This window comes from Pseudonocardia alni, assembly GCF_002813375.1.
GTDB lineage: Bacteria > Actinomycetota > Actinomycetes > Mycobacteriales > Pseudonocardiaceae > Pseudonocardia > Pseudonocardia alni.
Genome location: NZ_PHUJ01000003.1, coordinates 4,945,713 through 4,960,565, shown reverse-complemented (window position 1 = coordinate 4,960,565; position 14,853 = coordinate 4,945,713). Strand labels below are relative to the sequence as shown.

Genomic DNA, 14,853 nt, shown 5'->3' with positions numbered 1-14,853 from the left:
CCCGGGTGCCCGCCCGCAGGGCACGGTTCACCGATGCGCGCGGACGACGTCGAGAACGCGGTGACGACGATGGTCGGAGCCCTGGGGGCGGTACCCGACGACGGCTGGTCCGCCCCGGCCGGACCGCTGGACTGGTCGTGCCGCGACACCGTGGTGCACGTCGCGGACGACCTGTTCGGCTACGCCGCCCAGGTGGCGATCGCCCCGCCCGACGACTATCCGCCGTTCGAGATCGTGGTGCCCGACGCCGTCGGCACCGCCGGGCTGTTGCAGGTCGCCGCGACCGGCGGGGCGATGCTCGCCGCCGCCGTCCGGACCGCACCCGGCGGGGTGCGCGGCTGGCACCCCTACGGCGACGCCGACGCCGCCGGGTTCGCCGCGATGGGCGTCACCGAGGTCCTGGTGCACACCCACGACATCACCCGGACCACCGACCCGGCGTGGACGCTGCCGGCGGCGCCGTGCCGGGGCGTACTCGCCCGGCTGTGGCCGGACGTCGACGCGGGCGACGACCCGGCCGGGGCGCTGCTGCACCACACCGGCCGGGCGTCGTGGCGTGGTGTGCCCGCGCCGGCCCGGTGGCGCTGGCACGGCGCGCCACGCTGAGCGGCGCCGGGGTGTCAGGGGGCGGGCGGTCAGCCGCCGTCCGGTTCCCCCTGCGACCCGCCCAGCGGCTGCTCGGCGACCTGGCCGGTCCACGCGGCACGCGCCCCGGAGTCCCCGATCCGTACCGTCGTCACCACCGCCCCGACCGCGACGACGACGGCCAGCACGGCCACGACCACCGTCACGACGGTCCCGCCGGGCGCCGTCCCGGCCGGGACCTCCGGGGCCCCGCCGCCGTCCGTCGCGGGGACGCGACGCCCGGCCCGGACCGCCACGACGTGGCGCACCGCGACCACGACGGCGACCACGGCCGGCCCGGCGGCCCACGGCAGCAGCCCGTCGCCCAGCTCGGCGTGGTCCCGGATGAGCGGGGTCCGCGGCAGTCGGTGCTCCAGCCATCCCCCCGCCCCGGTGGTCACCGGGACCAGGGCCAGGGTGGCCGCGGCGAGCACCACGGTCGGCCAGACCAGACGCACCCGTGGCGCGGGCCGGCCGCGACCAGCACCGGTCCGAGGGCGGTCAGCGGGACCAGCACCACGACGCCGTGCACCAGCGGTATGTGCGCCGGCAGCCCGACGATCGTCGGCTCCACACCGGCGACGCCAGGACCGGCGTCACCGCTCCGGACAGTGGACTCAGCAGATCCTCACCGGGTTCTCACCCGGGACTCACAGCGGCAGGGGATGATCTCGCGGGCACGACACGAGGAGAGCGGTCCATGGACGCCGGTACCACCGGGATCGACGCGGTCCCGATCACCACGTGGCAGTTCGTGACGGGGTTCGTCCTCGCCGGTGTGGTGGTCCTCGTGCTGGTCGTCCTGGGGGTCCGGCGGGCCGGGCGGTCCCGGTACCGGTCGCTGCGGATCCTCGCCCGGCTGGGTGCGACGGGCGTCGTCGCGGTGGTGCTGCCGGCGAGCGCCCTGGTCGGGGTGAACGCCGGTCTGGACTACCTGCGGACCGTCGGCGACGTGGCCGGGACCGGACCGGTGGAGGGGATCGGGGTCGCCCAGCTGCTGCTGACGCGGAAGGTCCCGGCGACCGGTCAGGTCGTGCAGATCCCGATCCCGGGGACGGCGTCGCACTTCGCGGCCCGGCCCACGGTCGTGTGGGTGCCGCCCGCCTGGTACGAACGGCCCCGGCCACAGCTGCCGGTGATCGTGCTGCTGCACGGGACCCCCGGCCGTCCGGTGGACTGGGTGGACTCCGGGGGCGCCGCCGACGTCGCGAACGCCTGGGCCGCCCAGCACCACGGGGTGGCACCGATCCTGGTGATGCCCGACGTCAACGGCACCTACACCGCGGACTCCGAGTGCGTCGACACCCCGACGGCGAAGGTCGAGACCTACCTGACCCGCGACGTGCCCCGGGTGGTGAGCAGGCTGCTGGGGACGCGGCCGCCGGGGCCGTCGTGGGCGGTGGCGGGGTTGTCCGAGGGCGGCAGCTGCGCGGCGATGCTGGCGCTGCGCCATCCCACGGTGTTCGCCACGTTCGGTGACTACGCCGGACTGCTCGGCCCGCGGGTCGGGGACTCCAACGGCGGAGTCCCGGACACCGTCGCCGGGCTGTTCGGCGGGTCGCAGACCGCGTTCGCCGCACACGACCCGGCGACGCTGCTGGCCGCGAACCGGGCCCCCGGGATCGCCGGCTGGTTCGAGGCGGGTGACGCCGACACCGATCCGGCCGCCGCCGCGCACACGCTGTCGGCGGTGGCGACCCGGGCCGGTGTCGAGAACCGGCTGGTGATCGTGCCCGGGGGCGGGCACGACTTCGACCTGTTCTCCCAGGCCCTGTCGGACTCCTATCCGTGGCTCGTGGGACGGGTGTCGGTCCCCGTGCCCTGACCCGGGGTCAGGGGGCGCCGAAGCCGGCCGCCCCGAGGACCTGACGACCCTCGTCGCCGTTCACGAACTGCACCCACTTCTGCGCCGGCTCGGCGTTCTTCGTGTTCTTCAGGACGACGATCGGGTACTGGTTGACCGCCTCCGACGCCTGCGGGATGTCGACGCCCTGCGCCTGCCCCGTCGACGCGGCGACGTCGGTCCGGTAGACGAGCCCGGCGTCGGCGTTGCCGGTGGTGACCTTCTGCAGCACCGATTTGACGTCCTGCTCCTCGGAGACGGGCGTGATGTCCACGCCGGCGGCCTTCTCCACCTTCTCCGTCGCCGAGCCGCACGGCACCTGCGGGGCGCAGACCACGGTCCGCAGGCCGGGCCTGCTCAGGTCCTGCAGCGACGCGATCTGCTTCGGGTTCTGCGGCGCGACCGCGATCTGCAGGGTGTTGGTGGCGAAGACCTCGGGCTGCCCCTGGGCGTTGCCCGCGTCGGTCACCTTGGTCATGTTGTTCTGGTCGGCCGAGGCGAACACGTCGGCCGGGGCGCCCTGGTTGATCTGCTGGGCCAGGGCCGAGGACCCGGCGAAGTTGAACACCACGTCCGTGCCCGGGTTGGCGGCCTCGAACTTCTTCTCCAGGTCACCGAACGTGCCGGTCAGCGACGCCGCGGCGAACACCGTCAGCGTGCCGCCCTGCGCCTCGCCGCCCGGCTGCGCGGCGGTCCCGCCGCCCCCGGCTCCCCCGCCGCAACCCGCCGGCGCGAACAGCGCCGTCACCACCAGCGCGGCGCCGGCCACTCGTCCTCGGATCCTCACGAACACCCTCCCGGGATCGACTCCCCGCGCCGTTCGCCGATCACGAACTGCGGCTCCGCGGGCATCCTATGCACGCAGTCACCGGTTAAGCACCCCTGATCGGTACGCAGAACCGGATCTCCGCCGGGCGGCTCGACCGTGGACTCCCGGGGATCGCTCAGCGTCCTCTGGGCTTGCTCTGCGCAACGACCGGAAGGGGCACCCGCGGTGGCGGATCGTGCCGCCACGACGCAGGAGACGGTGCATGGCGCTGGAGACGCTGGTCCCGCCGGGGGCCCCGACCCCGGGGACGACGGCGGTGGGGCGACCCGCGGGCGGGACCGGTCCACCCCGGGTCCGGCGGTGCGGCGATGAGCGCGGTCGAGACCACCGTCGAGATCGCACCGGAGACGTCACGGCGTCGCCGCCGCAGGCGTCGGGCGGGTGCCGTGCCGGGGTGCTCGTGGTGCTGCTCGGCGGCGCGGGCGCCGGGGTGGGCGCCGTGACGTCGGCCGCGCCCCCCGGTACCGGGCCGGTCGAGGCGACTGCCGAGCGGGCCCGCGACCACGGACTGAACTGGCTGGTCGCCGGCCTGGAGCAGCTCCAGTACGCCGTGGACCCGCCGTCCGAGGGCGGTACCCGGCCGGCGGGATCCCGCGGGCTCCGGGTGCGCTGTCGGACCCGGCGACGACGCCGCCGGTCGCGGCGGTCGCGGCGGTCGCCCCGCTGCCCGGGGAGGGCGCGTGGTGCGGTCGTGACCGGGCGGGGGCCCCGTCCCGGGACGGTCAGTCCTCGGGCGGGGCCTCGCCCAGCTCGTCGGCCTCCGCACCGGCGGCGGCGATCTCCTCCTTGACCACCCCGTAGGCGACCCCGGGCCCGTAACCCTTGCGCGCGAGCATGCCGACCAGCTTGCGGGCGCTGGACTGCCGCTCCTCGCGGCTCCCGACGGGCAGGCTCCGCAGCCGCCGTACGACGAGCTCGCGGGCCCGGTCGCGTTCGGAGTCGTCGTCGATGCCGGTGAGCGCCTCGTCGGCGATCTCGCGGTCGACGCCCTTGCGGTGCAGCTCCATCGCGATCGCCCGCTTGCCGAGGCCGCGGTGGCGGTGGCGGGACCGGACCCACTGTTCGGCGAAGGCCTGGTCGTCGACGAGTCCGACCTCGTCGAACCGGTCGAGGACGCGGTGCGCGACCTCGTCGGGGATCTCCTTGCGACGCAGCGCGTCGCCGAGCTCCTTGACCGTGCGGGCGCGGTCGGTGAGCAGGCGCAGGCAGATGTCGCGGGCGCGGGTCTCCTGCTCCTGCGGTGTCTCGACGCGTGGGGTGACGTCCTCACCCCGACGTCTCCCCCGGCCACGGCCCTCTCCGCGGCGCCGGCCACGGGGGGTGGTGCTCTCCTCGACCGGGTCCGGCCCGGTGCCCTCGGGCACGGCGGCGGTGGCGTCCCGGTCGGTCGCGCCTGCCGCGGCGCCCGGACGCCGACGCGGGGTCGCGCGGTCGCGACGGGGTCCGCTGCGGCGGGCGCCCCGTCCGGACAGCTCCTCGAAGGAGACCACACGGGGTGAGCCGGGTCCCGCATCGTCGACGCCGTCGTCGGCGCTCCCACCGGAAGCCGGCTCGGGGTGGGGGTCGGGGTCGTCGAGGGTCAGCCTGCGGACCGGGGCAGGGGCCGCCGCCCCGTCCGTCGCGCCGTCCGCCGCCGGTCCCGTGGACCAGGCAGCCGGCGGATCGGTCGCCGTCGTGAGGGCCTCGTCGGCACCGCTCAGCGCGGCGAACGAGACCTGGTGGGGGCTCGTGTCCCAGCCGGGGACCCCCGGGGGCTCGGCGACGGACTCGTCCGGCTCACCGCCGGTCGGGTCGGCGGTCCGGATCGCGGGCGGATCCTGCTCGTCGGTGACCGACGGGGTCACGCCGAACAGGTCGTCGAGCGGGACGGTGCGGGGCCTGGTCGGCTCCGCACCGTCCCGTCCGGACGTGCCTCCGGACCCGTCGCGCTCGCCGGTCACGCTCAGAAGTCGACCGGGGCCGGGAGGGGCTCGACCGGGCTGGTCTCCTCGGCGTCGACGACGGCGCCGATCCCCAGCTTCTCCTTGATGCGCTTCTCGACCTCGGCGGCGACGTCCGGGTTCTCCTTGAGGAACTTGCGGGCGTTCTCCTTGCCCTGCCCCATCTGGTCGCCCTCGTAGGTGTACCAGGCACCGGACTTGCGGATGATCCCCTGCTCGACGCCCACGTCGATCAGCGAACCCTCCTTGGAGATGCCGACGCCGTAGAGCACGTCGAACTCCGCCTGCTTGAACGGCGGGGCCACCTTGTTCTTCACGACCTTGACCCGGGTCCGGCTGCCGACCATGTCGGTGCCGTCCTTCAGGGTCTCGATGCGGCGGATGTCCATGCGGACCGACGCGTAGAACTTCAGCGCCTTACCACCGGTCGTGGTCTCCGGGGACCCGAACATCACGCCGATCTTCTCGCGCAGCTGGTTGATGAAGATCGCGGTGGTGCCGGAGTTGCTGAGCGCACCGGTGATCTTCCGCAGCGCCTGGCTCATCAGCCGGGCCTGCAGGCCGACATGGCTGTCGCCCATCTCGCCCTCGATCTCGGCGCGCGGCACGAGCGCGGCCACCGAGTCGATGACGATGATGTCGAGCGCGCCGGAGCGGATCAGCATGTCCGCGATCTCCAGCGCCTGCTCACCGGTGTCCGGCTGGGAGACCAGCAGGTCGTCGGTGTCGACGCCGAGCGCCTTGGCGTACTCCGGGTCGAGCGCGTGCTCGGCGTCGATGAACGCCGCGACGCCTCCGGCGGCCTGCGCGCTCGCGACCGCGTGCAGCGCGACGGTCGTCTTGCCGCTGGACTCCGGGCCGTAGATCTCGACGACGCGGCCGCGCGGGATGCCCCCGACGCCGAGCGCGACGTCGAGCGCGATGGAGCCCGTGGAGATGGCACTGATCGGGACGCGGGTCTGGTCGCCCAGGCGCATCACCGATCCCTTGCCGTGGTTCTTCTCGATCTGGGCGAGGGCGAGTTCGAGCGCCTTGCCGCGGTCCGGAGCGGACATCTCTTGACTCCTCGCTGGTGGTCGACGATCGGGTCCTGCTGGTGTCTTTCGGGGAGGCACACCACAACGGTATGGGGTACCCCTGACAGTTACGGGCCCGGATCGGCGCCTGTGGACAACTCGTCCGACACCGCGCTGCAGGACCGGTACCGCGGGCCCTGGCGGAACCGTAGACGAACACGCGTTCGATCCGACACCGCGACACGCCGACCGGGCACCCACGGGAGCCGAGCGGTCACCACGACCGCCCGGGGCGCCGCTACCGCCGTGCGGGTGGGACCTCGTAGGCCGCGCAGACCGCGCGCCAGACCCGGCGCAGGTCGAGACCCGCCTCGATCGCCTGCTCGACGGTCCGGCCGCCGAGGTCGGCGAAGACGTGGTCGCGGGACAGCGACGCCGCCCGCACCGGCCCGAACTCGCCCTCCATCAGTTCCCGGAAGTGGCTCAGTCGCACGCCCGCGAGGGTAGACGGGTCACCCGTTCCGTGTGGTGTCCGCCCGTTGACGGCCCCGGAGCCGGTAGCCTGGGTGATATGTCCGAACTGCTCGCGACCGTCCCGGTCGACGTCGCCGACGAGGTCCTCGCGACGACCGGCATCGGGTCGCCCCTGGCGTGGCAGGTCGTGTCGCTGCTCGCGCTGCTGTCCGCGCTGGTCGTGCTGGTGCGCTGGTGGCTCCACCAGCGCCGTCGCTGAGGGGCCCGCTCAGCCGGCCGCCGGGCGTCCCGTGCGGGCCGAGCGTGCTGCCACCAGCAGGAACGGCACCGTCGCCACGACCACCAGCGCGCCGAGCAGCGCGTAGGACGACACCGTCACGAGCACCCCGGCCACGATCCCGGCGGCGGCGCCGACCAGGTTCATCGCCACGTCCACCGAGCCCTGCACCCGCGGCCGGTCGGCCACCGCCAGCGACGCCGTGAGCTGCGCCGACCCGCCCACCACCGCTGCCGACCAGCCCAGACCGAGCAGCACCAGGCCCACCGACAGCAGGCCGGTCGAGGTCGGCGCGGCGAGGGCGCAGACCACCCCCGCCAGCGGCAGCAGCACCCCGGCACCGGCCAGCACCCGCGCCGGTCCGAGCCGGTCGGCGAGCCACCCGAACAACGGGCTGAGCGCGTACATCCCCGCGATGTGCAGGCTGATCACCAGCCCGACGACCGACAGCGCCGCGCCGCCGTGGTCCATGTGCACCGGGGTCATCGACATCAGCCCGACCATCACCGCGTGCCCGAGCACGATGCCGACCGCGCCGAGCAGCGCGGGGCGCGAGGCCCGCAGCACCGCCCACGGCCGCACCGCCGCGGCCCCGGGTGCGCCGGCCGGGGTCCCCGCGCGCTCCCGGGCCCGCAGCAGCGGGTCGGGCCGCAGACCCAGCCACCCGGTCAGGGCCGCCAGGGCGAACGCGACCGCGCAGAGCAGGTACGGACCGGCGACACCGGGCAGCCCGGCCGACACGGCCACGGAGTCCAGCGGACCGAGCAGGTTCGGCCCGGCGACCGCACCGACCGTCGTCGCCCACACCACCAGCGCGAGCGCGCGGCCGGCCCGCGCCGGCGCGGCCAGGTCGGTGGCGGCGTAGCGCGCGGCGAGCCCGACCGCCGTCCCCGAACCGATCAGCAGCAACGACACCAGCAGCAGCGCCACCGAGCCGGTCGTGGCCGCGACGACCGCACCGACCGCGCCGAGCAGTCCCACCAGGTGACCGCCGACCAGCGCGGGACGCCGTCCCCGGGCCTGGGCCACGCGTGCGACGACGGCGGCCGCACCCGCCGCGCCCAGCACGCTCGCCGTCGACGCGACGCCACCGACCGCGGGCGAGCCGGACAGCCGGGACGCGACCAGCGAACTCGCGGCGATCGAGGTCGCCACGGCCGTCCCGCCGAGCACCTGCCCGATCGCGAGCACCGCCAGCAGGCGGGGCTGGGCGGGGTCCTGCGGCGGGGAGGCGGCGTCGGGTGCGGCGGTCACGGGCGGATGCTGCCGTGCCACGGCCGCCGCGCGCCAGGGCGTTACGCTCCGGCCCGGCCACACGAGCGGAGGACGGTGGACATGGCGGGCACGACCCCGAACACACGCAGGTCGGCGGGCACGGACGACGCGGAGCTGCAGAACGCCTACCGCATGGTCTCCGACGTGCTGGCCGGAGCGGTGCGCGAGACCCTCGCCGCGCCGGGGCCCGACCCGGCCCGGTTCGCCGTGCGCAGGCTGACCGCGGTCGACCGGGACATGCCGCCGGACGCCACCCCGCCCGGCTGGTCGCTGGCCTTCCTGGTGCTGGCCGACTGGTACGACGCCGCCCGCACCGCGCTCGCCGACCACGACGACCGCTCCGAGCGGGCACTGGGCTGGATCGGGAGCAACCTGGGCCCGCGCTACGCGGCCCGGGCCCGCTACACGGTCGCCCCGCTCGTCGACCCGGCCGACGCCCGCGAGACCTCGCACTACGTCGACGCGCTGGGCGTGGACTTCCTGGCGTCGATGGTCTGGACGGTCGCGGCGGTCGTCGCCGAGTTCCCGGCCGAGGACACCGCGGAGGTCTGGCCCCGCACGAGGGCCGACGCCGCCCGCTGACGTCGCAGGTCACGCCCGGTCCGACGGGCGCTCGACGGGTGACTGTCGGACCCCACCCGCATGATGGTCGGCGTGACCGCACTCGAGGGCTTCTCCCCCGCCACCCGCCAGTGGTTCGAGGGGGCCTTCGCCGCGCCCACGGCGGCCCAGGAGGGCGCCTGGTCCGCGGCGCAGGCCGGGCGCAACGCGCTCGTCGTCGCGCCGACCGGGTCCGGCAAGACCCTCGCCGCGTTCCTCTGGGCGCTGGACCGGCTCGCCGCCACCCCGCCGCCCGCCGAGCCGAAGCACCGCTGCCGGGTCCTCTACGTCTCGCCGCTCAAGGCCCTCGCCGTCGACGTGCAGCGCAACCTGCGCTCGCCGCTGACCGGCATCCGCCAGGCCGCACAGCGGCTCGACGAGCCGGTCCCCGACATCACCGTCGGGATGCGCACCGGCGACACCCCGGCCGACGAGCGACGCCAGTTCCAGCGCACCCCGCCGGACGTGCTGGTCACCACCCCGGAGTCGCTGTTCCTGCTGCTCACCTCGGCCGCGCGGGAGTCCCTGCGCGGGGTGACGACGGTGATCCTCGACGAGGTGCACGCCGTCGCCGGGACGAAGCGGGGGGCGCACCTGGCGGTGTCGCTGGAACGCCTCGAGGAGATCACCGAGGCCACCCCGCAGCGGATCGGGCTCTCGGCGACCGTGCGCCCGGTGGACGAGGTCTCGACGTTCCTGTCCGGCACCCGCCCGGTCGAGGTCGTGCAGCCCGCGATCCCCAAGACGATCCGGGTCGAGGTGCAGGTCCCGGTGCCCGACCTGGCCGCGCTCGACGAGCGGCCCGCCCCGGGCAGCACCGACGAGGAGGTCGTCGGGTCCGCCGCGGGCACGGCGCGCAAGCCCTCGATCTGGCCCGCGGTGGAGGAGCGGCTGCTCGGCCTGGTGCGCGAGCACCGTTCGACCATCGTGTTCTCCAACTCCCGCCGGCTCGCCGAGCGGCTCACCTCCCGGCTGAACGAACTCGCCGCCGAGCAGGAGGCCGCAGCCCTGGAGGAGGCCGCCGACCTCGACGCCGACGCCCCGGGTGCGTTCCCGGCCGAGGCGGTCGGGCAGTCCGGGGTGGGCGGCGGGGCCGCGCCGACGGTGGCCAAGGCCCACCACGGCTCGATGTCGCGCGACCAGCGGACCCTGGTCGAGGAGGAGCTGAAGTCCGGCGTGCTGCCGTGCGTCGTCGCGACGTCCAGTTTGGAGCTGGGCATCGACATGGGGGCCGTCGACCTGGTCGTGCAGGTCGAGGCGCCGCCGTCGGTCGCGTCCGGGCTGCAACGGGTCGGGCGCGCCGGGCACCAGGTGGGCGCGGTGTCCGAGGGCGTCGTGTTCCCGAAGTACCGCGGCGATCTCGTGTCCTGCGCCGTCGTCGCCGAACGGATGACGACCGGGTCGATCGAGTCCACGCGCTACCCCCGCAACCCGCTCGACGTGCTGGCCCAGCAGATCGTCGCGATGGTCGCGATGGAGTCGTGGCAGCTGTCCGACCTCGCCGCGACGATCCGCCGGGCGGCCCCGTTCGCGGCGCTGCCGGACTCCGCGCTGCACTCGGTGCTGGACATGCTGGCCGGGCGCTACCCGTCCGAGGAGTTCGGCGAGCTGCGCGCCCGCATCACCTGGGACCGGGTCACCGACGAGCTGCGCGGCCGCCCGGGCGCGCAGCGCCTGGCCGTCACCTCCGGCGGCACCATCCCCGACCGCGGCCTGTTCACCGTGATGACGCCGGGCGGCGCGGACGGCGCCGGGTCGCGGGTCGGCGAGCTCGACGAGGAGATGGTCTACGAGTCCCGCGTCGGGGACACGTTCCTGCTGGGGACCTCGTCGTGGCGGGTCGAGGACATCACCCACGACCGCGTGATCGTCACCCCGGCGCCGGGGGTGCCCGCCCGGATGCCGTTCTGGAAGGGCGAGTCGATCGGGCGGCCGCTGGAGCTGGGCCGGGCCGTCGGCGCGTTCGTGCGCGAGATGTCCGGGCTGGCCGACGCCGACGCCCGGGAGCGCGCCGCCGCGGCCGGGCTCGACGAGTGGGCCTGCGACAACCTGCTGTCCTACCTGCGCGAGCAGCGCGAGGCGACCCGGCACGTGCCGAGCGACCGCACGATCCTGGTGGAGCGGTTCCGCGACGAGCTGGGCGACTGGCGCCTCGTCGTGCACTCGCCGTTCGGGGCGCAGGTCAACGGGCCGTGGGCGCTGGCGATCGCCGCCCGGATGCGGGAGCGCCGCGGGGTCGAGGTGAGCGCGTCGGGCGCCGACGACGGGATCGTGCTGCGCCTCCCGGACGCCGTGGACGACAACGGCACCGAGGTCGTCCCGAGCGCCGAGGACGTGCTGCTGGAGCCGGGCGAGATCGAGCAGATCGTCGTCGCGGAGCTGGGGAACTCGGCGCTGTACGCGTCGCGGTTCCGGGAGTGCGCCGCGCGGGCGCTGCTGCTGCCCCGGCGCGACCCGGGCCGCCGCAGCCCGCTGTGGCAGCAGCGGCAGAAATCGGCGCAGCTGCTGAGCGTCGCGGGCAAGTTCGAGCAGTTCCCGATCACCCTGGAGGCGATGCGGGAGTGCGTGCAGGACGTCTACGACCTGCCCGGCCTGCGCGAGCTGATGGGCGACGTCGCCGCGCGGAAGGTGAAGGTCGCCGAGGTCGAGTCGTCGCAGCCGTCGCCGTTCGCACGCAGCCTGCTGTTCGGCTACGTCGGGATGTTCCTCTACGAGGCCGACGCGCCGCTGGCCGAGCGCCGCGCGGCCGCGCTGTCGCTGGACTCGACGCTGCTGGCGGAACTGCTCGGCTCCGAGGCGATCCGGGAGCTGCTCGATCCGGAGATGCTGGCCGAGATCGAGGGCCAGCTGCAGCGCACCGACCCGGACCGGCACGCCCGCGACATGGAGGGCACCGCGGACCTGCTCCGCTTCGTCGGTGACCTGTCCGAGGCCGACGGGCGGGCCCGCGGTGTCGACCCGGCGTGGCTGGCGCAGCTGGAGCGCGACCGCCGGGCGCTGCGGGTGCGGATCGCCGGCGAGGAACGGTTCGTCGCGATCGAGGACGCCGGCCGGATCCGGGACGCGCTGGGCACGGCGCTGCCGGTCGGGGTGCCGGAGGCGTTCACCGAGCCGGTGCCCGACCCGCTCGGGGATCTCGTGCTGCGCTGGGCGCGCACGCACGGGCCGTTCACCGCCGCCGAGCTCGCCCGCCGCTTCGGGCTGGGCGTGGCCGTGGTCGCCGGGGTGCTGGAGCGGCTCACCGGCACCGGTCGGCTGATGAAGGGCGAGCTGCGCCCGCAGGCGTCGGTGCCCGCCGGTTCCGGCGGCGAGCTGGAGTACTGCGACGCCGAGGTGCTGCGACGGCTGCGGCGCGCGTCGCTGGCGAAGCTGCGGCACGAGGTCGAGCCCGTCGAGCAGCGGGCGCTGGGCCGGTTCCTGCCGCAGTGGCAGGGCGTCCAGGTGCGGTCGGGCTCCGAGCGGCGAGGCCGGGTGCGCCGCGCACCGGGTGCCGAGGACGTGCTCGGTGTGGTCGAGCAGCTCGCCGGGGCGCCGCTGCCGGCGAGCGCGGTCGAGTCGCTGGTGCTGCCGGCCCGGCTGCCGGGCTACACCCCCGCGCTGCTCGACGAGCTGACCGCCTCCGGTGAGGTGACCTGGGTCGGGTGCGGCGCACTGTCCGGGCAGGACGGCTGGCTGGCGCTGGCCCCGGCCGACGTGGCGGATCTGCTGCTGCCCGCCCCCGACCTGGACACCGCGGGCACTCCGCTGCACACCGCGGTGCTGGCCGCGCTCGGGCTGACCGACCCGGCCGCGCTGACCGATCCGGAGGCCGCACCGGACTCCGGGGGCGGCGCGCTGTTCTTCCGCGAGCTCGCGACCCGGGCCGGGGTGCTGCTGACCGAGCAGGACGAACCGGCCCCTTCCGACGACGACGTCGTCGCCGCCGTCTGGGACCTGGTCTGGGCGGGTGCGCTCACCAACGACACGCTCGGCCCGCTGCGGGCCCGGCTGTCCGGGGGCGGCGGACGGCGTGGCGCGTCCGGGCGGCAGGGCGGGGCGCACCGCACGGCACGCCGACCGGCCCGCGGGCGCTATGCGCAGCTGCGTGCGGGGCGGCCGTCGATGCCCAGCCGGACCGGGCCGCCGTCGGTCGGCGGGCGCTGGTCGGTGGCCGTGCCGCGCGAGCCCGACCCGACCCGCCGTGCGCACGCCACCGCGGAGGCGTTCCTGGAGCGCCACGGCGTGCTGACCCGGGGCGCGTTGGGCACCGAACGGGTCACCGGCGGGTTCGCCGCGGTCTACAAGGTGCTCCGGGCGATGGAGGAGTCCGGCCGGTGCCGGCGCGGCTACATCGTCGAGGGGCTGGGCGCGGCGCAGTTCGCGGTACCGGGCGCGATCGACCGGGTCCGGGCCCTCGCCGGGACCGACGGCGGCCCCTCCCCCGCCCCGCCGACCGGTCCGCGCCGCCTCGGGGCCGGGCCGGGCGCGGTCGTCGCCGACCCCACCGACCGCGCCGGTTCCGCCGACCCGGCCGGGTCCGTGGACCCGACCGGGGACGGCGAGCCCCTGCCCGACGACCTCTCCGGCGACGCAGCCGGGTTGCCGGGCTCCGACCTCTCCGGCGACGTTGCGGGGCCCCAGCCGGGCGACGACCCGTACGCGGAGGTGCCCGACGACCTGCGCGGCGGCCTGGGCGGGCTCGGCGGCGCCGGCCGCCACGGCGAGTTCGACGGCGCCGGTCGCCGCCCGCAGGCGCCGCGGGAGGCGTGGCGCGAGCTGTCCCGGGTGGTGCTCGCCGCCACCGACCCCGCCCAGCCCTACGGCGCGGCCCTGCCCTGGCCGGACACGACCGGCGAGACCCGGCACCGCCCCGGTCGCAAGGCCGGCGCCCTGGTCACCCTGGTCGACGGGGCGCCCGCGCTCTACGTCGAACGGGGCGGGAAGTCGCTGCTGTCGTTCACCGAGGACCGCGACGAGCTGCGCGCCGGCGCCGAGTCGCTCGCCGGGGCGGTGCACGAGGGCTGGCTCGGGTCGCTCGCCGTGGAGCGCGCCGACGGGCAGGACTCGCTGGTCTCGGCGCTGTCCGAGGTGCTCACCGAGGCCGGGTTCCGGGTGACGCCGAAGGGGCTGCGGCTGCGGGCCTGACCGGAGCCGCCGGACGGGGCCGGGCCGGCTGTCGGACCGGCCGGGCGGGTCAGTACCGGCGGTTGGCCAGGACCGGGACCGCCCGGCGGGCCGCGGTCACCGCGTCGAGGTCGAGGTCCACGACCAGGGTCCCCGGCGCGGCGTCGAGCGCCGCGACGAGCGAGCCGGTCGGACCGGCGACCGCGCTGATCCCGATCCCGGTCGGGGCGCCACCGGCGACCGGACGCCCCGCCGCCTCCGGGTCCGCCTGGTCGCAGGCCGCCACGAAGGCCGTCGTGTCGAGGGCCCTCGCGCGCACCAGCAGCTCCCACTGCTCACGCTTGCCCGGCCCCGCGCCCCAGGACGCGGGCACCACGACGACCTGCGCCCCGGCGTCGCCGAGGGTCTGGAACAGGCCCGCGAACCGCAGGTCGTAGCAGGTCGCGAGGCCGACCGTCACACCGTCGACGGTGACCGTGACCGGCCGGGCCCCCGGGGCGACCGTGTCGGACTCGGCGAACCCGAACGCGTCGAACAGGTGGATCTTGTCGTAGTGCTCCTCCACACCGGGCCCGGTGGCGAGCAGGGTGTTGCGGACGCGGCCGCCGTCGGCGGGAGTGAACATCCCGGCGACCACGGTGACGCCCGCGTCGGCGGCGAGCTCGCGGACCCGGGACGCCCAGGCGCCGTCGAGGGGCTCGGCGACCGGGCCGAGCGGCACCCCGAACCGGCACTGGGTGGCCTCGGGGAACACGACCAGCCGCGCGCCCCGGGCGGCCGCATCGGCGACGCCGTCGGCGACCAGGGCGAGGTTCTCCGCCGGGTCGGTGGTGGCGGCGATCTGGGCGAGGGCGATCCGCATGCGTTCTCCT

Annotated in this window: 12 protein-coding genes; 5 read left to right on the top strand and 7 right to left on the bottom strand. The window is 75.9% G+C overall.

The window, feature by feature from the left end; all coding sequences use genetic code 11:
- The first annotated feature begins 33 nt into the window (after positions 1-33).
- Positions 34-606, top strand: coding sequence for a maleylpyruvate isomerase N-terminal domain-containing protein (locus tag ATL51_RS24425; RefSeq protein ID WP_208623062.1), 573 nt, complete (start codon positions 34-36; stop codon positions 604-606).
- Positions 607-635: 29 nt separating this feature from the next.
- Here ATL51_RS24425 and ATL51_RS24420 read toward each other — a convergent pair whose 3' ends face one another.
- Complete coding sequence (locus tag ATL51_RS24420; RefSeq protein WP_208623061.1) at positions 636-1,082, bottom strand: hypothetical protein; 447 nt, start codon at positions 1,080-1,082, stop codon at positions 636-638.
- Between the two features lie 242 nt (positions 1,083-1,324).
- Here ATL51_RS24420 and ATL51_RS24415 point away from each other — a divergent pair, with 242 nt between their 5' ends.
- The gene (locus tag ATL51_RS24415; protein WP_100880056.1) at positions 1,325-2,449 is read left to right on the top strand and encodes an alpha/beta hydrolase; all 1,125 of its coding nucleotides are present in this window, start codon (positions 1,325-1,327) and stop codon (positions 2,447-2,449) included.
- 7 nt (positions 2,450-2,456) lie between these two features.
- Here the strand turns inward: ATL51_RS24415 and modA are convergent, their stop codons facing one another.
- From modA to ATL51_RS24395, 4 genes are all read right to left on the bottom strand, one after another.
- Positions 2,457-3,254 carry a molybdate ABC transporter substrate-binding protein gene (modA, locus tag ATL51_RS24410; RefSeq protein ID WP_208623060.1) on the bottom strand — a complete coding sequence of 266 codons (798 nt, stop codon included), beginning with the start codon at positions 3,252-3,254 and terminating at the stop codon, positions 2,457-2,459.
- Positions 3,255-4,018: 764 nt separating this feature from the next.
- The gene (locus tag ATL51_RS29750; protein ID WP_322789692.1) at positions 4,019-5,236 is read right to left on the bottom strand and encodes a regulatory protein RecX; all 1,218 of its coding nucleotides are present in this window, start codon (positions 5,234-5,236) and stop codon (positions 4,019-4,021) included.
- Positions 5,237-5,238: 2 nt separating this feature from the next.
- Complete coding sequence (recA, locus tag ATL51_RS24400; protein ID WP_073578091.1) at positions 5,239-6,291, bottom strand: recombinase RecA; 1,053 nt, start codon at positions 6,289-6,291, stop codon at positions 5,239-5,241.
- Between the two features lie 259 nt (positions 6,292-6,550).
- A complete protein-coding gene (locus ATL51_RS24395; protein ID WP_062401227.1) occupies positions 6,551-6,745 on the bottom strand; it encodes a DUF3046 domain-containing protein in 195 nt (64 codons plus the stop codon).
- A 78-nt stretch (positions 6,746-6,823) separates the two neighbouring features.
- On the opposite strand from ATL51_RS24395, the gene ATL51_RS28750 reads away from it, so the two are divergent.
- Positions 6,824-6,985: a hypothetical protein gene (locus ATL51_RS28750; protein WP_167379121.1), complete on the top strand. Its 162-nt coding sequence runs from the start codon at positions 6,824-6,826 to the stop codon at positions 6,983-6,985.
- 9 nt (positions 6,986-6,994) lie between these two features.
- Here the strand turns inward: ATL51_RS28750 and ATL51_RS24390 are convergent, their stop codons facing one another.
- Positions 6,995-8,257: an MFS transporter gene (locus ATL51_RS24390; RefSeq protein WP_100880055.1), complete on the bottom strand. Its 1,263-nt coding sequence runs from the start codon at positions 8,255-8,257 to the stop codon at positions 6,995-6,997.
- A gap of 81 nt (positions 8,258-8,338) precedes the next feature.
- Here ATL51_RS24390 and ATL51_RS24385 point away from each other — a divergent pair, with 81 nt between their 5' ends.
- Positions 8,339-8,860 carry a hypothetical protein gene (locus tag ATL51_RS24385; RefSeq protein ID WP_073578093.1) on the top strand — a complete coding sequence of 174 codons (522 nt, stop codon included), beginning with the start codon at positions 8,339-8,341 and terminating at the stop codon, positions 8,858-8,860.
- A gap of 60 nt (positions 8,861-8,920) precedes the next feature.
- Positions 8,921-14,002 (top strand): ATP-dependent helicase, encoded by a 5,082-nt coding sequence (locus tag ATL51_RS24380; protein ID WP_100880054.1) that lies wholly within the window; start codon positions 8,921-8,923, stop codon positions 14,000-14,002.
- Between the two features lie 49 nt (positions 14,003-14,051).
- On the opposite strand, the gene ATL51_RS24375 is transcribed toward ATL51_RS24380, so the two are convergent.
- Positions 14,052-14,843 (bottom strand): carbon-nitrogen hydrolase family protein, encoded by a 792-nt coding sequence (locus tag ATL51_RS24375; protein ID WP_100880053.1) that lies wholly within the window; start codon positions 14,841-14,843, stop codon positions 14,052-14,054.
- Positions 14,844-14,853 lie beyond the last annotated feature (10 nt).